Source organism: Bradyrhizobium sp. USDA 4454, assembly GCF_054822705.1.
This window is the reverse complement of record NZ_JBTRCN010000001.1, coordinates 5,797,455-5,821,301: the sequence shown is the minus strand read 5'-3', so window position 1 is coordinate 5,821,301 and position 23,847 is coordinate 5,797,455. Positions and strand designations below refer to the sequence as shown.

The following is a 23,847-nucleotide window of genomic DNA, read 5'->3' as shown; positions in this document are numbered from 1 at the left end:
GTCCGCAAGCCTGCGCTGTGGAGCCTTCGGTTGCAGATGGTGTGGAGGTATGGCTTGCTCGCCGGCCGGCAAGGTCACGCCGCGAAACGCAGCGTTTCCAGGTCGCTTGTATGCCCAGCCGCGGCGGCGCCCACGACGGTCAGCCCGGGATGACGAGGAAGCCGGCCCGCGGGAAATGCACCACCACCTCGCCGATGCGTTCATCGGAGCGGCGGATCGCGATGTGTTGCGCCGACAACGAGACGATCTCGCCGCGCACCGGGATCTTGCCGTAATCGTCCGGCATCACGCTGACGATGTCACCCGGCTTGCGGCCGTTCGGATCCGCGGGGTCGCCGAACACAGGCGATTCCGGCTGGGCCGCCGCCGCGATCTCGAGCGCGTCGGCCGCCGACATCTCGGTGCGCGTGCCGTGGCCGATGCTGCGGATGCGCTCTTCCCACGCCGCGACGTGCGGAAAGCCTTTCATGATCTCGTCCATCGTGGCGAGGCTCTGCCGCGCGTACCACACGTTCATGGAGGCGCTGACATCGGCGAGGCTGAACTCGCCGAACAGCCATGGCCTGTTGTTGCCGAGTTGTGCCTCGATCCAGTCGAGGTTGGCGCGGAACTGGTCGCGCATCTGCGGCAGCGCTGCGGTCATGGCGGCAACGTCGAACTTGGCGCCGCGCAGCTTCTCGCGATCCGCGATGAAATCCTGCGGGACCTTGTCGCCGATGCAGCCGAATACGAGATTGACCGTGTTCTGGAAGAACGGCCGGTCGGCCCACATGCCGAGCGCCCAGGGCATCCCGGCGTTGCCCGCGGGAAACACCGTCGGCGTCGGATAGCGCCGCTCCAATTCGCGGATGATGATCTGGGTGTCGCAATAGATGTCGGCGCCGATCTGCATCGTCGGGGTGCGGCGATAGCCGCCGGTCATCGGCATCAAATCCGGCCGCGGCATGATCCGGGAAATCCGCACCGAATTCCAGGCGAGCTGCTTGAATCCGAAGATGATGCGGATCTTCTCGGAGAATGGCGATTGATCGAAATGATGCAGGATCGGCGTGGGCTGCGACATGGCCTTCTCCCGGGACAGGCTGCGATCTCGACGGACCCTAGCCTGACAAGATTTGGGCGGATCGCAACCGATTTCGCCGGAGAAGGACGGCGGTCAGAACTGTTCCGCCCAGGGCCGCAGGTCGAGCTCCAGCGTCCAGGCGCTGCGATGCTGATGATGCAGCACCCAATAGGCCTCCGCGATCGCGGCGATGTTGAGCAGGCCATCCGGCCCGCGCTCGTCCTTCAATTGCGGACGCAGGCTCAGCAGCCGGTCGCCGCCGATGCCGCCGTCGACCACGATGTGGCCGACATGAATGCCCTGCGGCCCGAACTCCCGTGCCACGCTCTGCGCCAGCGCGCGCAGCGCGGCCTTGGCGGCGGCGAAGGGCGCGTAATTGGCCTTGCCGCGCAGCGAGCCGCTGGCGCCGGTGAACACCAGCGTGCCGCCGCCGCGCGCCAGCAGGGCAGGGATCGCGGCTTGCGCGAGCTGGAAACCGCCGAGCGCGTGTTCGCGCCAGTGCTCCTCGAAGCGCTGCTCGCTGACCTTGAGGAACGGCGCGGGCCGGTTCGAGCCCGCATTGTGCACGGCCATCGCCAGCGGCGCGAGCCGTTGCGCCGCCTCGACGAAGCGGGCGACATCGGCCGCAACGGATGCATCGCCAACGACATGGGTGACGTTGGCACCGCTTGCTGCGAGTTCGGCCGCCGTCGCCGCCAGCTTCTCGGCATTGCGCCCGGCGATCGCGACGGGATAGCCGCCGGCGGCAAAGCGCCGGGCGATCGCAGCGCCAAGGCCGTTGGACGCGCCGACGCCGGCAATCAGCACGCTTCCCTGCACGGCGGTCGGCTCGAGGACGGATCGGTCGTTCATGGCTTTCCTCCATCAAGCAGCCCGCGACGCGGGCAAAATCATTCGTCGGATGCCATCGCGACGATGCTGTCGCGCACCGTGCGCAGAACGGCATCGGATCGCTTCGGATCGGTGAGGACGCGCGAGATCGCGAGCGCGCCGACCATCGCACTGACAGCGACGATCGCGCGGCGATCGTCATCGTCACCGAGCGTCTCGGCGACCTTGGCGATGAAGGATTCGATGTGCGGCTCCATCACCGCACGGCACTGCGCGTCGGCGCGGCCGACATCCGAGATCAGCGCGCCGATCGCGCAGCCCGACTTGGGCTGGTCGCGATGGCTGCGGCTGAGATAGCTTCGCGCCAGCGCGCTGACGCTGACCGGCTTGTCGGGATCGCGCGAGGCGCGCGCCGATGCTTCGCCCTCGGTCAGCGCCTGTTGCAGCGCGGCGGCGATCAGGTCGGAACGCGAGGCGAAGTGGCCATAGAAGCCGCCATGGGTCAGCTTCACCTGTTGCATCAGGCTGCCGATGCTGAGCGCGTCGAGCCCCTTGTCGCGGATCTGCGCCGCGGCCTCGTTCAGGATCCGCGCACGGCTCCTGGCCTTGTCGGCCTGGGAATGGCCCATCTCGCATCGCCCCTGTTTGACTCTCCTTCTGGATTATGACCATCATGTTTCTGGATGACAACCATCATCCAGAAAATGTTCAGTCACGAAGCAGGGAGGAACAGATGTCCGGCAGCGCGAGCGAGGGGCGGGTCCGCCATGAGCGGCATGACCACATCCTGAAGATCATCATCGACAATCCCGCCAAGAAGAACGCCTTCAGCCCGGAGATGATGGCGGAGCTGTCCGACGCGCTGACCTTGCTCGACAATGACGACGGCCTTTGGGTCGGCGTGCTCTGTGCCGCCGGCGACAGCTTCACCGCGGGCCTCGACATGCCGAAATTCTTCGGCCCGACGGCGACCCGCAAGCCGCTGCCGGAGGGTAACGTCGATCCCTTCGGGCTGTCGAAACGATGCCGCAAGCCGATCGTCACGGCGGTGCAGGGCATCGTGTTCACCGTCGGCATCGAGATGATGCTGGCCGGCGATATCGTGGTTGCCGCGGACGACAGCCGCTTCTGCCAGATGGAAGCCAGGCGCGGCATCGCGCCGCTGGCGGGCGCGCATTTCCGTTATATCAGCCGCGCCGGGTGGGGCGATGCGATGTATCACTTGTTGCTGTGCGACGAGTTCTCCGCGGCTGAAGCGCATCGGATCGGCCTGGTGCAGGAAGTGGTGCCCGCCGGTCAGCAGATCGAACGTGCGATGGCGCTTGCGGCGATCATCGCACGCAACGCGCCGCTCGGAATCCAGGTGACAAAGGAAGCGGGCCGCAAGTTCATCGAAGCCGGCGAGCAGGCGGCAATTGCGATCATCCCGCAAATCCGCGAACGCGTGCTCAACACCGCGGATGCGGCCGAGGGCATCAAGTCCTTCGTGGAACGCCGCGCGGCCGTGTTCCTGGGACGCTAGACCAGTGAGATTAGGTTGAACTGGAGCGGCGCCGAACCTTCACCTCTCCCCACCCGAAGTCGGATTTATCCGACTTCGGCAAACAGAAAGGGCGCAACTTCGGGTGGACTCGAGTTGCGCGGGAGAGGTGAACCGAGACCGCCAAGCCAATTCAATCAAACTCATTGCGCTTTTTTCTCGCGCGCGTCAGCGTCGCGGCGCTAGCTGCGTTCATGATACGTGCCCTGAGAGGTCGTGGTTGTGACAATGTTGTCGCAACCGGCTGATTTCGATCGCATCGATGTTGCGACGACTCTTGTCGAGATTCGTCGAATCAGGGAAATTCGAACCATTCATTAAATTCGATTTTGTCCTGCTTTGACTCAAGCGTCCGGTAGGGATTCCCATGACAAACGCGCGCGTAATCGTTGTCGGAAACAACAAGGGCGGCTCCGGCAAATCGACAATTGCCATGCATATCGCCGTCGCGCTGATCAAGGCGGGTCAACGTGTCGCCACCATCGATCTCGACAACAAGCAGAAGTCGCTGACGCACTACGTCGATAACCGGCGGGACTGGGCGCGGGAAACCTCGTTGGATCTCGGCATTCCCGCGCATCTGTGCTTCGAGACGGTGAGCGGCAGGAGTAGCGAGGTCGAGACGCTCGGCCGCAGCGCGCTCGCCGAGATCGTCGAACGGCTCAGCCGGTCGCACGATTTCGTCGTGATCGATTGCCCCGGCCACGATACCTATCTGACGACGTTCGCGCATTCGCTGGCGAACACGCTGATTACGCCGCTGAACGACAGTTTCGTCGATTTCGACGTGCTCGGCACCGTCGATCCGAACGACTTCAAGGTGACCGGCCTCAGCCACTATTCGAAGATGGTGGAGGAGGCGCGGCGCCAGCGTAGCGCGCACGATCAGCCGGCCTTCGAATGGGTGGTGTTGCGCAATCGCCTGTCCACGATCGGATCGCGCAACAAGCGCTTGGTCGGCGAGGCACTGAACGAGCTGTCGAAGACGCTGAACTTCCGCCTGGTCGATGGTCTGGCCGAGCGCGTGATCTTCCGCGAATTCTATCCGCGCGGATTGACCGCGGTCGACGACGTCAATCAGCTTGCGCTCGGCGGCCGGCCGACCATGTCGCATGTCACCGCATGGCTCGAGATGGAGCGACTGATGACCGCGATCATGCTCGGCCATCTGGTGGCGCGCCCGCCGGAATCCGCCGAAGCCAACCGCGACGCGGCGTAGGCCAACGTCGCACCGCTACCGGCAATTCGCGTTGCCTGCGCTGGCAACGGTCAGGAAGGTGATCGTTGCCGGCGAGAAGATGATCGTTCCCGCTGTCGCGGCCTCGCCGTTCAGAGCCGGGATCTGGTCGGAAGCGCCAAGCGCGAGCGTGCTCCCGTTGAGCTGAACGGTGCCGTCGGCGGGCGTTGCATTTGCCAAAGTGTAGCGTTGCGCGGCGGCTGACAGCGCCAACCTGCGCGGCATGCGCCGGTCATTGTTGATGACCAGCAAGGCGATTGTATCGGGCATGTCGCGTGCGCAATGCGCATAGACATGGAAACCAGGTTGCGCGGGAATGCCGGCGTCAAGCACGGTGGTGCCCATCAACCGTCGCCACAACAGTGCGGCCCAGTAGTTCGGCCGCGGCACATGGCTTCGCTCGTCGAGCAGCCCGTAGTCGCTCGCGGCAAGCGTGTTGTGCATCACCACTTGGACGCCGGCCTTGGCGAGCCGTCCGAGCTGATCGAGGTAGCGGAACGTATCGGCGAAGCTTGCGGCCCAGCGGTTGCCGCCGCACGCGGTCTCGGCGGTCTCGGTCAGCCAGATCGGCTTATTCGGTGCAAGCCGGTCGCGCAGCGTCCGGTCGATGGCGAATGTCTTGCCGGTTCGCGCCAGCCATTCATCCGACAAGGCTTGCGTCACCGTGCGATCGCCGCCGCATCGCGCCGAGAGCGCGCCATAGTGGTGGTAGGAAACCGCGTCGATGCCGGCCGCCGAAACGGCGAAGCGCGCGCGCGCATCCGCTCCGGTGCCGATCGTGCCGGGGCCGAGGATCATCACGTCGGGCGCGGTGTCCTTCATCAAGGCGCGGAAGGTTGCAAAATCGCGGCCGTAGGCCGCGGCATCGTAGTGATCGGGGGCGCCGCCGATCGCGGGAAGATCCGGCTCGTTCATGAACTCGGCTGCCGCGATCCGGCCGCCGGCCGATCGCGTGAAGGCGAGCAGCTGCCGCGCCTGCTCGGGGGTCCATCGCCCCGCGGCGTCACGCGTGCCGCCGCTGATCGCAAAGGAGGTGACGATCGGCGCGTCGACCGCGTGCGAGAAGTCGATCACGTTCCGCCATTGCTGTCGCGTCAGCACGCCTTTGAAGCCGATCGGCGGAGCCGCCGGTGGCGTCTCGGTATCCGCAAAGAACGTGCTGTTGGCCCAAGTCCCGCTCACGCGCACATAGGCGGGCGAGAGCGCTGCGGCGAGCTTGCGCAGCCTGCCATCGTGCAGATCGATCGGGGTGCGCGCCGCGTACAACTCCGCCCTTGCATTCGCGCGTGCGCCGGCGTCCGCATACGGCTTCCAGAATCGCCCGCCGGTCACCTCGACCATCTCGATGTTGTAGGACTGGAAGCGCGAGTCGATGGTCGCGACGCGCGGCATGGTCGCGACGTCGAGCGTTCGTTCCGCCGCGATCACCCGCATGCAGACGCCGGCGGCAATCGCCGCGATGGCGATGCGCGTGAGGTGTTGAAGTGCGGCCCGGCGATGGTTGCGCACGGCTCCTCGCGGCGTCCTGAACTGCAGTGAATTGCAGAGTGCCGCCGCGGCGCGTTTGAATCAATGCGGGCGCGGGTCTTGCGGCTCGTTCGCGATGCGGTCGGCTCCGACGTCCGCGGTCGTCCCCCGCGAAAGCGGGGGACCCAGTATTCCAGAGGCTGATCACGCCCGCGCCGGGATTGCGGCGGGCAGCTCGGCCTGCTCGCTCGCATCGGCCGCGATGTTCTCCTGATAGGTCTCCGGCCCGATCCAGATCGCAACCACGGTGCAAGCCGACAGGACCATCGCGTAGCAGGCGACTGGCCACCAGGTGCCGTACGCCGCCACCAGCGCGGTGGCGACGAACGGTGCCGGGCCGCCCGACAGCAGCGAGCCGAGCTCGCGGGCGAAGGCGAAGCCGGCAAAGCGGCGCTGCGGCGGGAACAGCTCGGCGAAATACGCCGCCTGCGGCCCGAACATCGCCGCCGTCACCACGGCGCGGGCCAGCATGAAGGCGAGCGCGATCATGATCCACTCCTTGGTGCCGACCATCCAGAAGAACGGGAAGGCGAGCGCCACGCCTGCCAGCGCACCGAACATGTAGACCGGCCGCCGTCCGATCCGGTCCGACAAGGCGGCGAAGCCGAGGATCGCGAACAGCTCGACCGTGAAGGCCAGCATCAGCGCGCTGAGCGCGTCCGCTTTCGGCACGCCGAGCGTGGCGATCACGTAACTGAGGCCAAATACCGGGAAGAAATAGCCGAGCCCGTTCTCGGCCATGCGGGCGCCGAGCACGACCAGGAAGTTGCGCGGGTGCCGGCGCAACGCCTCCATCGCCGGATTGCTCTCGACCTTGCCGCGCGCGACCACCGCCTCGGAATAGACAGGCGTCTCGGCGATTCGCATGCGGACGAAGATGCCGACGATGATCAGGAGGAAGCTTGCCAGGAAGGGCAGGCGCCAGCCCCAGTCCATCAGCTGCTCGCGCGGCAGCATCGTCACCAGCGCGAAGGCGCCGGCGGCGAGCAGATTGCCGACGGAGACGCCGAGCGGCGCGAAGCCGCCCCAGAAGCCGCGATGTTTCGGCGGCGCATTTTCAACCAGGTAGATCACCGCGCCGCCGTACTCGGCGCCGGCGCCGAGACCCTGGATGACGCGCATCGCGACCAGCAGCAACGGCGCCCAGATGCCGATCTGCGCATAGGTCGGCAGCAAGCCGATCGCGGTGGTGCCGATGCCGATCATCAGCAGCGTTGCGACCAGCACCGGCTTGCGGCCATAGCGATCGCCGAGGATGCCGAACAGCAGGCCGCCGAACGGCCGCACCACGAAGCCGACGCCGAAGGTCAGGAACGACAGCAGCGTGCCGACCACCGGATCGCTCTTTGGAAAGAACAATTCGCCGAACACCAGCGCGGCGGCCGTGCCGTAGAGGAAGAAGTCGTACCATTCGAGCGCGGAGCCGATGCTTGCGGCAAGAATCACACGCAGGCGCGATTTGCTGGCGCCATCTGCCATCTTGGTCATTCGTTTCCCCGTTATCTGTTTTTATGCCTTGAAAGAAGCAACGCCCGCGGCCTGGCCGCGGACGTTGTCGAAGGTCTCAGGCGGCGCGCGTGAAGTAGGATTTCTTCGACGCCGACTGGGTCTCGTAGATCGATCCCTGCCGTTTGGCCGGCGGCAGCGGCATCCGCACCGGCACGTCGGTCAGCCGCGGTGCGACCACCGGCGGACCCGCCAGCAGGCGGCTGTTGAACTCGTCGAAATCCTTGACGCCCATCAGCGGCCAGGCATCGCTGGCAGCGACTTCGTAGAGCAACAGGTTGCGCGGCCGGTTCGACGTGTTGGTCGCCGAGCCGTGCAGCGCGCGCACGTGGTGGAACGACATGCTGCCGGCCTTGCCCATGCAGGGCACCGCGCGCTTGATCTCCTCCTGGATCTGGTCCGGATCGATCAGGCCTGCGAAGTGGCCATCCTCGCCGTGATGATCCCATATCGTGGCGCCGGTGTGGGTGCCCGGCGTCACCAGCATCGGGCCGTTCTCGATATCGCAATCGTCGAGCAGCACGCCGATCGCGAGGATATCGTCATTGGTGTGCGGATAGAACGCCCAGTCCTGGTGCCATTCGACCGGCGAGCCGTATTGCGCCGATTTCATGTTGAGCTTGGAGCCGTGCAGGCGAAGGCCGGGGCCGATCAGTCTGGTCAGGATCGAGATCACGGCTGGGCTGCGGACGATCTCGTCGAAGATCGGGTGCACCTTGTGCGGTGCCTTGATGCGGCGGACGCGCGGGTTCTCCGGGGTGTGGCCCGGCTCGAGGTCGTAGACATCGGTGTGCTCGGTCACGCTGGCGGCCCCGGCCACCAGCTCGGCGAGCACCGTGCGCACCTTGGCGAGGGTCTCCTGGTTGAGCACCTCGGGGATCACGATCACCCCGTCGCGCTTGTAGGCTTGGACCTGTTCGTCCGAAATCATGCCGTTTCTCCCTTTTTGTTCTATGTTAGCGCTAACATAACGATGTTAGCGCTAACATCATGGCTTGGCAACCCGGAATCGTGCACGGTCCAGCCCATGAGCTCCGAACTGACTGACCGCGGCGCCGGCCCGGCCGGCGCCGCGCCCACCCTTTCAGAGGTGGCCAAGCGCGCCGGCGTCTCCTCGATCACGGTGAGCCGGGTTGTGCGGATGCCCGATCTGGTCGCCCCTGAGACAAGGGCAAGGGTCGAGCAGGCGATGCGCGATCTTGGCTATGTGCCGAACCTCGTGGCGGGGGCGCTTGCCAGCGCGCGGACCAATTCGGTCGGCGTGCTGGTGCCGACCATCGCCAACTCGATCTTCGCCGACACCGTGCAGGGCCTGTCCGACAAGCTCGAGCCGCTCGGCTTCTCGGTGATCCTGGCGCAGTCGCGCTACGACGCGGCGCGCGAGGATCGCATGCTGGCGGCGCTGCTGTCGCGGCGGCCCGAGGCGATCATCATGGTCGGCTCACCGGCAACCGAAGATGGCAGCCGCCTGCTGCGCAATGCGCGGATTCCGATCGTCGAGACCTGGGACCTGCCGGCAAATCCGATCGACGCGGTAGCGGGCTTCGACAATTACAAGGCCGGTGTCGCCGTCGCCAGGCATCTGGTCGTGCAGGGACGCAAGCAGCTCGCCTTCATCGGCGGCGACGATCCGCGCGGCACGCGGCGCTGGCTCGGCTTCAGGGATGAGGCGCTGGCAAGCGGTCTCGCCGAGCCGCGCCGGCTGATCCTCGATCGCAAGGACTCCGGCAGCGTGGCGGCGCATGCCCGGCTGCCCGGTGTCGATGCGGTGTTCGCCGCCAACGATGCCCATGCGATCGGCTTCATGTCGGGGCTGCGCAAGGCCGGAGTGCTGCGCGACGGGCCCGCATCGGCGCAGCCGGTCGCCGTGATCGGGCTTGGCGATCTCGAGATGGGCCGGCTGATCTCGCCGACGCTCAGCACGATCAGCGTGCACGGCGACGCCATCGGCCGCACCGCGGCGACGCTGACGCTCGAGCGCGGCGGCGAGCGCCGCATCGATCTCGGTTTCGAACTGGTGCTGCGCGACAGCGGTTAGACGAGAGCATGATCAGATTAGGTTGAGGTGCAATGGCGTCGGAAGTTCACCTCTCCCTTGGGAGAGGTCGATTTGCGCAGCAAATCGGGTGAGGGGTTACGGTCTATCGAGAGAGCAAGAGCCCTCACCCGGATTGCTTCGCAATCCGACCTCTCCCCGGCGGGGAGAGGTGAACCAAGAGCGCGCCAAGCCGATTCAATCAAAACTCATTCCGCCTTAGCGTACGCCGGTGTCCGCCGCCTCGAGCAAGGCGATCAGGCCACGTAGAATGGCCATCGGCGAAGGAGGGCACCCCGGAATGTGGAGATCGACCGGAACAACCGCTGAGACCCCGCCCACCACCGCGTAGCTGCCGGCGAAGCATCCGCCATCCCTCGCGCAATCGCCCACGGCGACGACCCATTTGGGATCGGGGGTCGCACGATAGGTGTGCTCCAGCGCTTCGCGCATGTTCTTCGTGACGGGACCCGTGACGAGCAGGACGTCCGCGTGGCGGGGCGAGGCGACGAACCGGATGCCGAACCGTTCGACGTCGTAATACGCATTGTTCAGTGCATGAATTTCCAGCTCGCATCCGTTGCACGAGCCTGCATCGACCTCTCGGATCGAGAGGCTGCGGCCGAGGCGCCGTCTGGCGGTGTGGCCGACCATGGCCGCGAGCTCAGCAAGCGCAGCATCGTCCGGCCGCGGCGCTTGCTCGGTCAAGGGGTGGCGAAACAGGCCCTGGAGTAGAAGTTTGCGCATCGCTTCCAGTCCTTAGAGGTCCTGCCCTGAATAGGAGCAGTTGAACGACTTGTTGCAGAGGGGGAAGTCCGCCACGATGTTGGCTTCGATGGCGGCCTCGAGCAGCGGCCACTGAAACCATGATGGATCGCGCAGATGACATCGCTCGATCCGGTCGCCGTTCAGGCGCAGCCAGGCCAGGATATCGCCGCGGAAACCTTCGACCAGCGCCATGCCTTCGCGAGGCTCCGTCGCAGCTTGCAGCGACACGCGGACCGGGCCGGGCTCGAGCCCGGCGAGGATCTGGTCTGCCAGCGCAAGGCTCTGCTCGACTTCGCGGATCCTGATCCAGACCCGCGCGTTGACGTCGCCATCGCGGAGCACCGGGACTTCGAAACGCAGGCCATCATAGGGGGGATAGCCGGGCGTGCGCCGGGCATCATGATCGCGGCCGCTCGCCCGCCCGACGTAGCCGCCGGCGGCGAATTGCCGGGCGAGCGCCGGGGCAACGACGCCGGTGGTCACCGTGCGATCCTGCAATGAGGCGGTGTTGTCGTAGAGTTCGATCAGCGCCGGGAAATGCCGGCGGATCTGGTCGAGCGCGGCGCGGATTGCGCCGGATCCATCGCCGGCGATGTCCCGCGCGACGCCACCGGCAACGACAAGGTCGCGCATCAGGCGGTGGCCGAATGCGGCGTCGGCAGCGCGCAGTGTGGACTCGCGCAGCACGGCGCAATGCGCCTGCATCAGCGCGAACGAAGCATCGTTGCAGATCGCGCCGATGTCGCCGAGATGGTTGGCCAGCCGTTCGAGCTCGGCCATCAGTGCGCGGAGCAGGAGCGCGCGCGGCGGCACCGCAATTCGCTGCGCGGCCTCGACGGCCTGCGCGAATGCCAACCCATAGGCGACCGTGCTGTCGCCTGAAACCCGGCCGGCGAGCCGCGCGGCCTGCTCCACGGTGCTCCCCGCCATCAATCCCTCGATGCCCTTATGGGTGTAACCGAGCCGCTGCTCCAGGCGGACGACGGTCTCGCCGCTCGCCGTAAAGCGGAAATGTCCGGGCTCGATGATGCCGGCATGGACCGGGCCGACGGCAATCTGGTGCAGGCCGTCTCCCTCGGCCGGAAGGAATCGATAAGGCGCGGCATCCGGCGATGCATCGAGACGCTCGCCCAGCGGGAAGCGAACTTGCCATCGGCCATGATCGAGCCACGGACGAGAATCCGGCGTCCCCGTGGCCACCAGCCCGAACAGATCATGGATGGTGCGCTCCAGGCGAAGCGCCGGGAGATGATGGGCCGCGACCGAAGGGAATTGGCGATCGGGACACTCCAGGCTGATCACGCCGATTGCGGACGTGCGGCTATCGAGCAGCGCCATGTGCACGCTGGAGGGTTCGCCCCACAGCCCGAGCAGGCTCAAGCCGCCATCGGCAAGGGCGCCGGCAGCGGAGCGCCAGGTCTCGCCATCCACCACCGCGCGCGACCAGGGATGATGCCGTTCGACCTTGTGGCCGCTCTGGATCAGATCGATCAATGTCGGCATATCCGCTCTCCCCCGCTAACCCAGAAGGTTGGCGACGTGCTGGAACCAGACAACCAGCGGTCCCGGAAGGTAGATGCCCGCGGTCAGTACCAGCGCGAAATGCGCGAACATCGGCAGATAGGACGCATCCGCCGGCGCGGCATTGCCGCGCGGCTCGCCGAACGCAAGGCTGGTCAGGCGCAGGATCAGCGCGCCGAAGGCGAGCAGCAGGCCGAACACCAGAGGGATGGCGAGCAGCGGCTGGCGCGCAAAGGTGGAGCTGACGATGAGGAATTCGCTCATGAAGATGCCGAGCGGCGGCAGACCGGCGATCGCGACCACGCCGATCACGAGGCTCCAGCCGAGTGCCGGATGGGTTTCCGTCAGGCCGCGAATGTTGGCAATCCGTTGCGTGCCCTTCACCTGCGCGATGTGGCCGACGGCGTAGAAGATTCCCGATTTGGTGAGGCTGTGCATCACCATGTGCAGCAGGCCGGCAAAGTTGGCAAGCGGACCACCCATCCCGAACGCAAACACGATGATGCCCATGTGCTCGATCGAGGAATAGGCAAACAGCCGCTTGATGTCGCGGCGGCGGTACAGCATGAACGCCGCGAACAAGAGCGAGGTCAGTCCCATCGTCACCATCAGCGGACCCGGCGATATCGCATCCGGATTGGTGGCGAGCAGGATCTTGAAGCGAAGCACCGCATAGAGCGCCACGTTGAGCAGCAGGCCGGACAGCACGGCGGAGATCGGGGTCGGGCCCTCGGCATGCGCATCCGGAAGCCAGGCGTGCAGCGGCGCCAGGCCGACCTTGGTGCCGTAGCCGAGCAGCAGGAAGATGAAGGCGACGTTGAGCAGCGCGGGATCGAACGTCGCCGCGCGGCTGATCAGCACCGTCCACACCATGGCGTCCTGACCTTCGCCGATCACCGGCAGCGCGGCCATATACACCAGGATCGTGCCGAACAGCGCCAGCGCGATGCCGACACTGCCGAGGATGAAGTACTTCCAGGCCGCTTCCAGCGCCGCATGGGTCCGGTAGATGCCGACCATCAGGACGGTGGTGAGCGTGGCGATCTCGACCGCGACCCACATCAGGCCGATATTGTTCGACACGAATGCGAGGTTCATGCCGAACATCATGACCTGATACATCGCATGGTAGAAGCGCAGGTAGCCCGGCGTCAGCCGTCCGGTCTCGAGCTCGTGGGCGATGTAGCTCGCGCTGAACACGCTGGTGGTGAATCCCACGAAGGTGTTGAGCACGATGAAGACGATGTTGAGATCGTCGATCAAGAGATACTGGCCGGGCTGCGAGCGCGCGATGACCAGCAGCGACAGCGCGGCCAGCAAGGTGCCGAGACTGGCCAGGATATTGATCGCGGCGGTCAGCCGGTAGCCGGGCAGCACCGCAAGCACCGCCGCGGCGCAGATCGGTATCAACAGAACCCAGACGACGGCATCGGACGCCGCGTTCATCGCCGTTCTCCCCTGAATTCATCGAGCGCGCCGACGTCGACGGTGTCGAACCGCTCCCGAATCCGGAACAGGAACACGCCGATGACGATGAACGCGATCAGGATCGAAAACGCGACGCTGATTTCCACGACGAGCGGCATGCCCTTGGCGCCGGTTGCGGCCAGCACCAGTCCGTTCTCCAGCGACATGAAGCCGACCACCTGGCTGACGGCGTTGCGCCGCGTCACCATGACGAGCAATCCCAACAGCACCACCGACAGCGCGAAGGCGAGGTCCTCCCTCGCCAGCGGATCGGCCGCGCCGGTCACGCGCAGCATCAGCACCATGGAGAGGGCGACGAGCCCCATGCCTGCCAGCATGGTCGGGCCGATGCCCACCGCGGTCTCGATATCGCGATGGATGCCGAGCTGCTTGACGATCCGGTGCAGCGCCACCGGGATGATGATCGCCTTGAACAGCAGCGCGATCACCGCCGTCACGTAGAGATGCGGCGCGTTCTGGATGAAGGCCTGCCAGGCCACGGACAACGCGAGCACCACCGCATGAAGCGCGAAGATGTTCAGCAGCGCATACAGGCGATCCTGGTACAGCATCATGAAGCTGATCAGGACGAGCCCGCCGGCGAGCAGATGGGCGATGTCGAAGGCGAGGTTGTGCATCAGAAGCCCCGTGACACGAACCGAAGCAGGGTGCCGAGCAGGCCGAGCATCAGGGCGGCGCCGAGGAACTCGGGGACGCGGAAAACCCGTACCTTCGCGGTCGCGGTCTCGAACACGGCAAGCAGGACGCTTGCGACCGCAAGCTTGAGGGTGTAGGCGGCAGTGCTCGCCAGATAGGACAGCGGGCCCGCGCCTTCGGTGGTGATCTGCCACGGGAAGAACACGCAGATGATCAGGGAGACATAGAGCAGCAGCTTGAGGAAGGCGCCGAACTCGATCATGGCGAGGTGACGCCCGGAATACTCCAGGATCATCGCCTCGTGCACCATGGTCAGCTCCAGATGCGTCGCCGGGTTGTCGACCGGAATGCGGGCATTCTCGGCCAGCGCCACCATGATCAGTGCGATCATCGCCATGCCGAGCGAAACGCGCAGTCCCACTTCGGATGACGCCATGAAGGTCGCGACCGTCGACAGCTGGGTCGAGCCGGCGATGAGCGCGACGCAGAACACCATCAACAACATGGCCGGCTCGGCGAGCGCGGCGATCATCACCTCGCGGCTGGAGCCGATGCCGCCGAAGCTGGTGCCGACATCCATGCCGGCAAGCGCGAGGAAGAAGCGCGCGCTGCCGAGCAGGGCGACGACCGCGATCAGGTCGGCACTCCAGCTGAATTCAAGGCCGGACGCGAATGTCGGGACCAGCGCTGCGGCGACCCAGATCGCCGCGAACGTCACATAGGGCGTGACGCGGAACAGCCAGGAGGCATTCTCGGCGAGCACGACCTCCTTGCGTAGAAGCCGCAGCAGGTCGCGGTAGGGCTGGAAGATCGACGCGCCCCTGCGGCGCAGCAGGCGAGCCTTGATCTTGCGCACGACGCCGGTCAGGAGCGGCGCGAGCAGCAGCACAAGCGCCATCTGGCAAAGCTGAACCAAGATGTCCGAGATCACGACCATATCGCGAGCACCAGCAGCAGTGTGACGAGGGTTGCGAAGACCAGGCTGAGATAGCGGCGGATGGTCAGGAACTGGAGCTGGTTCAGCCGATCGGCGAGGAACCACACCGCTTCGGTCAACGGCGTGTACAGCCGCTCCCAGACCAGATCGTGCATATCGAGCTGGAAACGCGCCGGCCGCAGCTCACCCGGTGCGGGCATGTCGACATGCTCGCGGGTCTGGAAGATCAGCGTGCCGAAGACACGGCGGATCGGTTGGACGAAGCTCGCTCCGGAATACTGCGCCGCCGGCGTCGGATCGGTGAAGCCGCAGCCCCAGGCAGGTCCGCGCCGCAGCGCGCGCGACGCAAAGCGATGGATGACATACACCGCAAGCGAGGCGGCGGCGGTGATGAAAGCAAAGACGAGCAATCCGTTGTAGGAGCTGCGGCTCTCCTCGATCGGAACGATCGAGAGCCAGGCGTCGTTGCTCTGAACCGGCATCCGATGGCCGATAACGGCCCGCGCCACCGGCGAGAGCGCGTCAATCACCAGGCCCGGCAGAATGCCGGCGAGAAAGCACAGCGCGGCGAGACCGAACATCGCTGCGAGCGAATAGCGATCGACCTCGCCGGCGGCTTCCGCGGCCGGGCTCCGCGCCCGCCCGAGGAAGGTGATTCCGAAGGCTTTGACGAAGCAGGCGGCGGCGAGCGCCGCGGCGAGCGCCAGCAAGGCGCCGACCGCGGGCACCATGATCTTCAGCATCCATTGCGGCAGATCGGGGCTCTGCAGGACGGCCTGAAACATCAGCCACTCCGATACGAACCCGTTGAACGGCGGAAGGGCGGAGATCGCGACGCAGCCGACCAGAAAGACGAAGCTCGTGAGCGGCATGCGGTGGATCAGGCCGCCGAGCCTGTCCATGTCGCGTTCGCCGGTCGATGTCAGCACGGCGCCGGCTCCGAAGAACAGCAGGCTCTTGAAGAATGAGTGGTTGAGCACGTGGAACAATGCGGCCGTGAAGGCGAGAGCCGCCGCCAGGCCGAAGCCGTTCGCCTGAAACGCCAGCGCCAGGCCGAGGCTTGCGAAGATGACGCCGATGTTCTCGATCGTGCTGTAGGCGAGCAGGCGCTTGAGATCCTTCTCCATCAGCGCGTAGAGAATTCCCATCACGGCGGTCGCGCCGCCCAGGATCAGCACGACGACACCCGCCGACCAGCTGGGCGGCCCGAGCAGATCGAACACCACCCGGATGAAGCCGTAGATGGCGACCTTCGTCATCACGCCGCTCATCAGCGCCGAGACGTGGCTCGGTGCCGCCGGATGGGCCAGCGGCAGCCATACGTGCAACGGGACCAGGCCGGCTTTCGATCCGGCACCGAGCAGCATCAGCGCGAGCACCAATGAGGCTTCGGACGGTGCATGCTGGGCGTTGCGGATCGCCGCAAAGCCGTAGCCGCCGCCGGCTCCCGCCAGCAGCCCGAAGGCGAGCAACAAAGCCAGCGTTCCGAAACTCGCCATCACGAGATAGACGTAGCCCGCCCGGGCATTGTCCGGGTCACGGTGGTGCGTCATGACGAGCGCCCACGACGCGAGCGACATGGATTCCCAGCACAGCAGGTAGGTGAACGCATCGTCGGCAAGCACGACGAGATTCATCCCGGCCAGGAACGCCGGAAAGAAGGGAAGAATGCGCTGTGGCGCGGATTCGTGGCTGCCGTAGCCGAGGCCATAAAGACTTGCCGCGGCGCCGCCGAGATTGACCACCGCGAGGAAGAACGCGGCGAGCGCGTCGAGGCGGAAATGCGATCCCAGCCATGGCAAGCCGATCGGCAGGGTCAGTTCGGTCGCGCCGGCGTGGGCGATGAGCGAGAACAGCGCCCCGGCCAATGCGACCAGTGAAATCGCAAAGGTCGCGCCGTAGACCAGGGCCGTCGATCGGCGCGATCTGCTCGATGCGATCGCGAGAGCGGTCGTTCCCAGCAGCGCGGCGACACACCACATCTGCTGAGTGACCGCCGGGATCATGTCTGCACCTTCGGTGAGCCCGGTCCGGCCTTCAATCGTACGCCGCGGCCGCCGGCGCTGCTGACGGCCCCCTCGTTGATGACCTCGACGCCGGCCGTGCCGAGCGCGTCGATCAGTTTCACCAGCGAATCGACATTGCCTCGAATGGTACCCTCGCTCGCCTCCATGCGTTGGATGGTTGGCACCGAAAGTCCGGACAGTTCGGCGAGCTGCCGTTGGTCGATGCCAAGCAAGGCTCTGGCCGCTCGTAGCTGGGCCGCGGTGATCATCGATTGAGGCCGTCGACTGAGATTCGCGTTTGTTTGAATGTCATTTATGCACAACAAGTAGTGATGTTACAATGGCAATAAGTGATGTTTAATACATCAACTTTAGGCAAGGCCTTTGTGCGGTGGGACACGCCAATGGAAATCCGCCGATGCGCGCTTATTCGGCGATCTTCCGGTAGACCGCCGCGGCGCGGCGCAGCAGGTGGCTCTTGCGCTTCCGCGCATGCACGCGCTGGTGCTTGGCCTTGCGCTCCTCGGCGCGTTTCACGAGCGCGTCGGCGTTCTCGACCAGCTTGCGACGGACCTCGTGATCGTTCAACTCGCCGAGCAATTGCTGTCCCTTGCGCAGTTGCTTCAGCACATTGCGCCATGATGCGTATTCGTCGGGGGGCAGGCCGCCCTCGGAGAACTCGATGGCGTAGCGCAGCCGCTTGCTGGCGAGCCGGACGCGGTGGCGCTTGTTCTTGCCCATGCCCTGCAGCCCGCGGCTCTTCTGGCACAATTTGCCATGCCACCGCGCCAACCGGCGCGCGTGAAACACCGCGACCGGCACGGCCCGCCGCTGCGCGGCGCGGCGGTCTTGCCGCGCGGTCCAGGGGCCGCTGCCGACCCAGTCCCACATGCCGTCGAACCATTGCCAGTAACGGTCGCTTTGCAGCGCCTCCTTAAGGGCTTCGAACGCGTCGGTTCGCGCGGTCTCGAGCATCTGCTGTTCGGGCAGGCCCTTGCTGTTCTCGATCGCGACGTCGAGGTCGCGCGTCGCGCCGAGATGGGCGCTCAGCCATTTCAGCTCGGATTTCAGCCGCGTCCATTCGCTGTCCGCGACCATCGGGCGGTAGAAGGCGATTGCTGCCTTCAGCCGCGTCAGGGCGATACGGGTCTGGTGGAGCGCGGCGGAATCTCCGGAGCTCACGGCTTCATGGTTGATCGCGACTTCCTCGAGGCATTCAGACAGGATCAGGCGAAACGCGGTCTCACAACGCATGGCTTCGCTGAGATGGCGCGGCCGCTTCGGGCGGACAATACGCTCCCGGTCCGGACTGACCGCTGACGTCATGACACTCCCGTGGCGCCGCCGGAGCAGCAATGCGACGTGCGGCTCCCGGATCGGAGATTTCCCGTTTGGTCGGTGTCGATCAAGGGTTTTCTGCCGGAGCGCAATGCAGCGATCCGGCGACGCGATCAAAATGTCGCAACCAAAGCGGTCAAGAGGGCTGAACCGCTCGCACCGCAAGATACTTCGCGCGCGAAATATCTTGATATTTCGCATGCGAAATATATAACAGGGATATGAAAGCGGAACACCGGCTGATCTTTCTTCTGACCGTGGCCTACCGGCGGCTGCAGCGCGCCATCGATCAGGAGACGGCCGCGCATGACCTGACGTCGGCCCAGGCCGGCGTGCTGTTCTTTCTCGGGCGCAACGACGGCGCGCTGATCGGCGACGTCTCGCAGGCACTCGACATCGTGCCGTCGGCGATGACCGGGCTCGCCGACCGGATGGAGCGTGCGGGCCTCGTCAAGCGCCGCCGCGATGGCGAGGACGGGCGCAGCCAGCGGCTCTATCTCACCGTGGCGGGACAGGAGCTCGGCAAGCGCGCGGCGGCGCGGACCAGGGTGATCAACAACCGCCTGATGGACGGATTTTCGGAAGCCGAGATCGACGTGGTGTCGCGCTGGTTGAGCAGCCTGCAAGGGAAATTTCCGAAGGACAAAGAAGACTAGGGCGTTTTCAGGCGAAGCGAGTTCGCGTGCAGAAACCGCGTCAAACAGGAAGCAAGCAAAGGAGTGAGACATGAGTGAAGTGGTCGTGACGCTGGACAATGGCGTTCTCACCGTGACGATGGCGCGTCCGGACAAGAAGAATGCGATCACCAATGCGATGTATGGCGCGATGGCCGACGCGCTCGAACGCGCGGAAAGCGATCCCGCAATCCGCGCGGTGCTGATCCAGGGCGACGGCGACAGCTTCACCGCGGGCAACGATCTTGCCGATTTCGCGGCGGTGTCGCGCGGTGTACAGGGCGAGCGTCACGTCTCGCGCTTCCTTAGCTGTCTTGCCAAGGCGACGCGGCCGCTGGTTGCCGCGGTGCAGGGCAATGCGGTCGGCATCGGCACCACCATGCTGCTGCATTGCGACCTCGTCTATCTCGCGCCGACCGCGCGGCTGATCACGCCGTTCGTCAATCTCGCGCTGGTGCCGGAGGCGGCGTCGACCTATCTGCTGCCGCAGCGCATCGGCTATGCGCGGGCCTATGCGATGTTCGCGCTCGGCGAGCCGGTCGAGGCGGAGACCGCGGTCTCGATCGGCCTCGCCAATGCGGTGGTGCCGCTGACGGATCTCCGTGCCAGGGCACGTGCCGCGGCGGATGCATTGGCGAAGCGGCCGTTCGGCTCGCTCCAGCACACCAAGGCGCTGATGCGCGATCCCGCCAAAATCAGCGCGCAGATGGCGCGCGAGGGCGAAATCTTCCAGGAGCGCCTGAAGAGCGCGGAAGCACGCGAGGCGTTTGCCGCCTTCGCCGAGCGCCGCCCGCCGGATTTCTCCAAGATCGCCGGGTAAAAGATCGCCGGGTAAGCCGCCATGGGGCCGCCGCGCGCGGCCCCATGGCTTTGGGGTTGACGGCGTCATCAGCATCGAACATCCCGTGTCGGGGGCATAACGAACCCGGCGAGGCGAGGCATGAGCGACAGTCACACCCTGCGCGGCGATGGAATCGCCGCGACCATTCAGGCCGAGGGCGCCGAATTGTCGTCGCTGAGGAATGCCGAAGGGAGGGAGCTGTTGTGGCAGGCCGGTCCGCAATGGCCGCGCCATGCGCCGATCCTGTTCCCGATCGTCGGCCGGTTGAAGAACGACACGCTGCGTCACAACGGCAAGACCTATCCGATGACGCAGCACGGCTTTGCGCGGGACCGCCGCTTTGCCTGGGCGGAGCAGGGGGCCCAGTCCTGCAAGCTCGCGCTGTCAGACGATGCGGAAACCCGCGCACGCTACCCTTTCGGGTTCAGGCTAGAGGTCACCTACACGGTTGACGGCGCCGATCTCGACGTTGCCTTCGACATCGTCAACACCGGTGACGAGATGCTGCCGGCCTCGCTCGGCGGTCATCCCGCGTTCAATTGGCCGCTGGTGCCGGGCCTGCCGAAGGAGGCTTACACGCTGACCTTCGGCAAGACTGAACCCGCGCCGATCCGGCGGTTGAAGGATGGATTGATGCGGCGGCAGCCTGAACCCAATCCGGTCAAGGGTAGAACGCTTGCGCTGTCGGAGGAGCTGTTCGATGACGACGCGATGGTCTTCGACCAGGTCGCAAGTACATCGATCCTTTTCGCGGCGACACGGGGCCCGGCTGCAGCCACGCAAGGCCCGGCGATCGAAATGTCATGGCGCGGCTTTCGCGAGCTTGGCGTCTGGTCGAAGGTCGGCGGTGCGCCGTTCCTGTGCATCGAACCATGGCACGGTTTTGCCAGTCCGGCGGAGTTCGATGGCGAGTTCGCCGACAAGCCCGGCCTGATGCAGATCGCGCCGGGCGCACGTCAGTCGCTCGGCTACCGCATTCGCGTGAGCTGACGGAAGACGTTGCCGGCGCGATCAACTCAATCCGTGCGGCTGCCGAGCGCGTTGGTGAGTGCGCCGACCGACGGCGGATTTTCGTGTGCCCAAGCCTCATGCGCGGCGAGATCGCGATAGTGCTCGGCCATCCGCAACAGCCGCTCGCGGATGCCGCTGTCTTCCTCGCCCTTGGCCTGGTCGGCGAGCTGCGCCGCGCGTTCGAGAAGCGTTTTCGGATCGATCACGACAGGCTCCAAATCCGGTTTCGCCAAGCGACAACGGTCGCAGCCAAGCACAGTTCCTGCCATGGTTTGATGACAGTCAGGCTGAACCGATCGATGGCGCTGTCGTGGCTCGGGAACCCTTGAGCATGGTGAGACTAGGATCGACGGCGGTGCTTCACCTCTCCTTTGGGAGAGGTCGGCGCGTAGCGCCGGGTGAGGGATTGCGGTCTCTCGTTAGCGCTGCGGCCCCTCACCCGATTTGCTGCGCAAATCGACCTCTCCCCGCTGGGGAGAGGTAAAGCGAATCCGCTGCCAAACCGATTCGGTCCAAATTCATCACGCGCTAGTTGAACGCCATGCCGCCGCTCATCGCGATGGTCTGTCCGGTCATATAGGGACTGTTGACCAAGAGCATCACCGCCTGCGCGACCTCCTCGGCGGTGCCGAAACGGCCGATCGGAATGCGGCTGACCAGCTCGCTCTGTCCCTTCATCATGTCGGTCTCGATCAGCGACGGCGCCACCGCGTTGACGGTGATGCCTTCCTTGACGAGGCGCGCGGCATAGCCGCGGGTCATGCCCTCCATCGCGGCCTTGGATGCGTTGTAGTGCGGCCCGATCGAGCCGGCGCCACGCGCCGCGCCGGAGGAGATGTTGACGATGCGGCCCCATGTCCGGGTGCGCATCATCGGCAGCACGGCCTGCGTGCAGAGAAACGCCGATTTGAGATTAACTGCGATGGTGCGGTCGAAATCCTCTTCCGTGAGGTCGTCGACACCCTTGACGATCGCAATGCCGGCATTGTTGACGAGGATGTCGATCGGGCCGAGCTCGGACTTGGCGCGCGCAACCAGGCCCGCGACGGCGGCCGCGTCCGAGACGTCGGCGGCGACAGCGACAGCCCGGCCGCCCGCGGCGGTGATGCCCTTCGCCAGCGTCTCCGCCTCGGCCGAGCGCTCGCGATAATTGATCGCGACGGCGGCGCCGGCATCCGCCAGCATCTTGACGATGGCCGCACCGATGCCGCGCGAGCCGCCGGTCACCAGCGCCACATGTCCGTGCAGACTGTTGGTCGTCATCCACCGTCCTCCTGTGCGAGCGCCGTCACGTTCGCAGAGCGGGCGGCGCGGTGCAACGCAACCCTGCTCAAATCTGCGTTGCGGCGGACGCCCTTGCGGCCAAAAAACCGGCGTTCCGGGCCGGAATCGGCCTTGCGTCCGGCGCGGACCGGCGGCAATGGTTGGAACATCACTCCTTTCAGCCTACCCACGAGAGTCCGATGAGCAAACTGATTGTCCGCGCCGGCGATTTCACCTTTGACGCCCGTTTCGAGGAACAGCTCGCGCCGAAGACGGTCGCCGCGTTCCGCAAGGCGATGCCGTTCGAGAGCCAGGCGATCCATGTGCGCTGGAGCGGCGAGGGCGTCTGGATGCCGCTCGGCGATCTCGATTTCGGAGTCTCCTACGAGAACCACACCAGCTATCCGGCGCCGGGCCAGATCATCCTCTATCCCGGCGGCATCAGCGAGACCGAGATCCTGCTCGCCTATGGCGGCGTGCATTTCGCCAGCAAGATGGGCCAGCTCGCCGGCAATCATTTCATCACGCTGACCTCGGGGCTGGAGAACCTCACAGCCTTCGGCAAGACCGTGCTGTGGAAGGGCGCGCAGAACATCCGCTTCGAGGAAATCTGATGTGACCGAGGCCCGCTATCCGCGCGATCTCCGCGGCTACGGCCGCAATCCGCCCGATCCGAAATGGCCCGACGCCGCGCGCGTCGCCGTGCAGTTTGTGGTCAATTTCGAGGAGGGCGGCGAGAACAACATCCTGCACGGCGATCGCGCCTCGGAAGCGTTTCTGTCCGACGTGCTGGGTGCGCAGCCCTGGGTCGGCCAGCGTCACGCCAATATCGAGACCATGTTCGAATATGGCTCGCGCGCCGGGTTCTGGCGGCTGTGGCGGATGTTCACCGAGCGCAAGCTGCCTGCGACGGTGTTCGGCGTCGCGATGGCGCTGAAGCGCAATCCGGATGTGGTGGCCGCGATGCAGGAGGCCGGCTGGGATATCGCCAGCCACAGCCTGCGCTGGATCGAGCACAAGGACATGTCGGAGGACGAGGAGCGCGCGGAGATCGCACGTGCGATTGCCGTGCACACCGAGGCGACCGGCGCGCGCCCGCTCGGCTGGTACACCGGCCGTTCCTCGATCAACACGCTGCGGCTTCTGATGGAGGCGGGCGGCCTGCGTTATCTCTGCGATTCCTACGCCGATGATCTGCCGTACTGGATCAAGGCTGATAGCACCGAGCCGCATCTCGTGATCCCGTACACGCTCGATGCCAACGACATGCGCTTCATCAACGCGCAGGGCTTTGGCGGCGGCGACGAGTTCTACACCTATCTGAAGGACAGTTTTGACGTGCTTTATGCGGAGGGCGCGACGCGACCTGCAATGATGTCGGTCGGCCTGCATTGCCGCGTCGTCGGCCGCCCCGGCCGCGCCGCCGCGCTGATGCGCTTCCTCGACTACATCCAGAAGCACGAGCACGTCTGGGTGCCGACCCGGCTCGCGATCGCCGAGCATTGGCACGCCAATCTGAAGCATCTCGCCGCGGAGGCGTTCGAGATCGGCTAGCCCCGGTTCCACTACCATCGGTTTGAAGCAGGCTTTCAGCTCACCCGAAATGCATCAGGTGAATTGCTGCG

General features: G+C 65.6%; 25 protein-coding genes. 8 read left to right on the top strand and 17 right to left on the bottom strand.

Going from position 1 to position 23,847, the window contains the following annotated elements:
* Positions 1 to 139 precede the first annotated feature (139 nt).
* The 3 genes from ACVIW0_RS27020 to ACVIW0_RS27010 all read right to left on the bottom strand — a co-directional run bounded on the left by ACVIW0_RS27020 (position 140) and on the right by ACVIW0_RS27010 (position 2,523).
* A complete protein-coding gene (locus tag ACVIW0_RS27020) occupies positions 140 to 1,063 on the bottom strand; it encodes a glutathione S-transferase family protein (protein WP_461355124.1) in 924 nt (307 codons plus the stop codon).
* A gap of 93 nt (positions 1,064 to 1,156) precedes the next feature.
* A complete protein-coding gene (locus tag ACVIW0_RS27015; protein WP_461355123.1) occupies positions 1,157 to 1,915 on the bottom strand; it encodes an SDR family NAD(P)-dependent oxidoreductase in 759 nt (252 codons plus the stop codon).
* A 38-nt stretch (positions 1,916 to 1,953) separates the two neighbouring features.
* A complete protein-coding gene (locus ACVIW0_RS27010) occupies positions 1,954 to 2,523 on the bottom strand; it encodes a TetR/AcrR family transcriptional regulator (RefSeq protein ID WP_461355122.1) in 570 nt (189 codons plus the stop codon).
* A gap of 104 nt (positions 2,524 to 2,627) precedes the next feature.
* Here ACVIW0_RS27010 and ACVIW0_RS27005 point away from each other — a divergent pair, with 104 nt between their 5' ends.
* Positions 2,628 to 3,416 carry a crotonase/enoyl-CoA hydratase family protein gene (locus ACVIW0_RS27005; RefSeq protein ID WP_461355121.1) on the top strand — a complete coding sequence of 263 codons (789 nt, stop codon included), beginning with the start codon at positions 2,628 to 2,630 and terminating at the stop codon, positions 3,414 to 3,416.
* Positions 3,417 to 3,626: 210 nt separating this feature from the next.
* Here ACVIW0_RS27005 and ACVIW0_RS27000 read toward each other — a convergent pair whose 3' ends face one another.
* Entirely contained in the window at positions 3,627 to 3,869 is a 243-nt protein-coding gene (locus tag ACVIW0_RS27000; protein WP_461355120.1) for a hypothetical protein, read from the bottom strand.
* On the opposite strand from ACVIW0_RS27000, the gene ACVIW0_RS26995 reads away from it, so the two are divergent.
* Positions 3,868 to 4,653, top strand: a complete 786-nt coding sequence (locus tag ACVIW0_RS26995) for a division plane positioning ATPase MipZ (RefSeq protein ID WP_461355119.1) — start codon at positions 3,868 to 3,870, stop codon at positions 4,651 to 4,653. The genes ACVIW0_RS27000 and ACVIW0_RS26995 overlap by 2 nt on opposite strands.
* Positions 4,654 to 4,668: 15 nt before the next feature.
* On the opposite strand, the gene ACVIW0_RS26990 is transcribed toward ACVIW0_RS26995, so the two are convergent.
* From ACVIW0_RS26990 to ACVIW0_RS26980, 3 genes are all read right to left on the bottom strand, one after another.
* Positions 4,669 to 6,180 carry a glycosyl hydrolase family 79 N-terminal domain-containing protein gene (locus ACVIW0_RS26990; RefSeq protein ID WP_461355118.1) on the bottom strand — a complete coding sequence of 504 codons (1,512 nt, stop codon included), beginning with the start codon at positions 6,178 to 6,180 and terminating at the stop codon, positions 4,669 to 4,671.
* Positions 6,181 to 6,342: 162 nt separating this feature from the next.
* The gene (locus tag ACVIW0_RS26985; protein WP_461355117.1) at positions 6,343 to 7,686 is read right to left on the bottom strand and encodes an MFS transporter; all 1,344 of its coding nucleotides are present in this window, start codon (positions 7,684 to 7,686) and stop codon (positions 6,343 to 6,345) included.
* Positions 7,687 to 7,762: 76 nt separating this feature from the next.
* Entirely contained in the window at positions 7,763 to 8,635 is an 873-nt protein-coding gene (locus ACVIW0_RS26980; protein WP_461355116.1) for a phytanoyl-CoA dioxygenase family protein, read from the bottom strand.
* Positions 8,636 to 8,731: 96 nt separating this feature from the next.
* Between ACVIW0_RS26980 and ACVIW0_RS26975 the strand changes: the two genes are divergently transcribed.
* On the top strand, positions 8,732 to 9,742 hold the full coding sequence (locus tag ACVIW0_RS26975; RefSeq protein ID WP_461355115.1) for a LacI family DNA-binding transcriptional regulator: 1,011 nt from the start codon (positions 8,732 to 8,734) through the stop codon (positions 9,740 to 9,742).
* A 216-nt stretch (positions 9,743 to 9,958) separates the two neighbouring features.
* On the opposite strand, the gene ACVIW0_RS26970 is transcribed toward ACVIW0_RS26975, so the two are convergent.
* From ACVIW0_RS26970 to ACVIW0_RS26935, 8 genes are all read right to left on the bottom strand, one after another.
* Positions 9,959 to 10,486, bottom strand: a complete 528-nt coding sequence (locus tag ACVIW0_RS26970) for an NADH-quinone oxidoreductase subunit B family protein (RefSeq protein ID WP_461355114.1) — start codon at positions 10,484 to 10,486, stop codon at positions 9,959 to 9,961.
* Positions 10,487 to 10,498: 12 nt separating this feature from the next.
* Entirely contained in the window at positions 10,499 to 12,010 is a 1,512-nt protein-coding gene (locus ACVIW0_RS26965; RefSeq protein ID WP_461355113.1) for a hydrogenase large subunit, read from the bottom strand.
* Between the two features lie 15 nt (positions 12,011 to 12,025).
* On the bottom strand, positions 12,026 to 13,474 hold the full coding sequence (locus ACVIW0_RS26960; protein WP_461355112.1) for a hydrogenase 4 subunit F: 1,449 nt from the start codon (positions 13,472 to 13,474) through the stop codon (positions 12,026 to 12,028).
* Positions 13,471 to 14,133, bottom strand: a complete 663-nt coding sequence (locus ACVIW0_RS26955; RefSeq protein ID WP_461355111.1) for a hydrogenase-4 component E — start codon at positions 14,131 to 14,133, stop codon at positions 13,471 to 13,473. Before ACVIW0_RS26955 ends, ACVIW0_RS26960 begins: the two co-directional genes overlap by 4 nt.
* Positions 14,133 to 15,089 carry a respiratory chain complex I subunit 1 family protein gene (locus ACVIW0_RS26950; RefSeq protein ID WP_461355110.1) on the bottom strand — a complete coding sequence of 319 codons (957 nt, stop codon included), beginning with the start codon at positions 15,087 to 15,089 and terminating at the stop codon, positions 14,133 to 14,135. The genes ACVIW0_RS26955 and ACVIW0_RS26950 overlap by 1 nt, the downstream gene beginning before the upstream one ends.
* The gene (hyfB, locus tag ACVIW0_RS26945; protein ID WP_461355109.1) at positions 15,080 to 17,095 is read right to left on the bottom strand and encodes a hydrogenase 4 subunit B; all 2,016 of its coding nucleotides are present in this window, start codon (positions 17,093 to 17,095) and stop codon (positions 15,080 to 15,082) included. The genes ACVIW0_RS26950 and hyfB overlap by 10 nt, the downstream gene beginning before the upstream one ends.
* Positions 17,092 to 17,364 (bottom strand): helix-turn-helix domain-containing protein, encoded by a 273-nt coding sequence (locus tag ACVIW0_RS26940; protein WP_461355108.1) that lies wholly within the window; start codon positions 17,362 to 17,364, stop codon positions 17,092 to 17,094. The genes hyfB and ACVIW0_RS26940 overlap by 4 nt, the downstream gene beginning before the upstream one ends.
* A 157-nt stretch (positions 17,365 to 17,521) precedes the next feature.
* Positions 17,522 to 18,421 carry a CHAD domain-containing protein gene (locus tag ACVIW0_RS26935; RefSeq protein WP_461355107.1) on the bottom strand — a complete coding sequence of 300 codons (900 nt, stop codon included), beginning with the start codon at positions 18,419 to 18,421 and terminating at the stop codon, positions 17,522 to 17,524.
* 233 nt (positions 18,422 to 18,654) lie between these two features.
* Here ACVIW0_RS26935 and ACVIW0_RS26930 point away from each other — a divergent pair, with 233 nt between their 5' ends.
* The 3 genes from ACVIW0_RS26930 (at position 18,655) to ACVIW0_RS26920 (ending at position 20,938) form a co-directional block, all read left to right on the top strand.
* Entirely contained in the window at positions 18,655 to 19,089 is a 435-nt protein-coding gene (locus ACVIW0_RS26930) for a MarR family winged helix-turn-helix transcriptional regulator (protein WP_461355106.1), read from the top strand.
* A 70-nt stretch (positions 19,090 to 19,159) separates the two neighbouring features.
* Complete coding sequence (locus ACVIW0_RS26925; RefSeq protein ID WP_461355105.1) at positions 19,160 to 19,927, top strand: enoyl-CoA hydratase-related protein; 768 nt, start codon at positions 19,160 to 19,162, stop codon at positions 19,925 to 19,927.
* 120 nt (positions 19,928 to 20,047) lie between these two features.
* On the top strand, positions 20,048 to 20,938 hold the full coding sequence (locus ACVIW0_RS26920; RefSeq protein WP_461355104.1) for an aldose 1-epimerase family protein: 891 nt from the start codon (positions 20,048 to 20,050) through the stop codon (positions 20,936 to 20,938).
* Positions 20,939 to 20,964: 26 nt separating this feature from the next.
* On the opposite strand, the gene ACVIW0_RS26915 is transcribed toward ACVIW0_RS26920, so the two are convergent.
* Positions 20,965 to 21,165 carry a hypothetical protein gene (locus ACVIW0_RS26915; RefSeq protein WP_461355103.1) on the bottom strand — a complete coding sequence of 67 codons (201 nt, stop codon included), beginning with the start codon at positions 21,163 to 21,165 and terminating at the stop codon, positions 20,965 to 20,967.
* 322 nt (positions 21,166 to 21,487) lie between these two features.
* Positions 21,488 to 22,222, bottom strand: coding sequence for an SDR family NAD(P)-dependent oxidoreductase (locus ACVIW0_RS26910; RefSeq protein WP_461355102.1), 735 nt, complete (start codon positions 22,220 to 22,222; stop codon positions 21,488 to 21,490).
* 200 nt (positions 22,223 to 22,422) lie between these two features.
* On the opposite strand from ACVIW0_RS26910, the gene ACVIW0_RS26905 reads away from it, so the two are divergent.
* Positions 22,423 to 22,836, top strand: a complete 414-nt coding sequence (locus ACVIW0_RS26905; protein WP_021077459.1) for a DUF3830 family protein — start codon at positions 22,423 to 22,425, stop codon at positions 22,834 to 22,836.
* Between the two features lies 1 nt (position 22,837).
* Positions 22,838 to 23,776, top strand: a complete 939-nt coding sequence (gene puuE / locus ACVIW0_RS26900) for an allantoinase PuuE (protein WP_461355101.1) — start codon at positions 22,838 to 22,840, stop codon at positions 23,774 to 23,776.
* Positions 23,777 to 23,847: the final 71 nt, after the last annotated feature.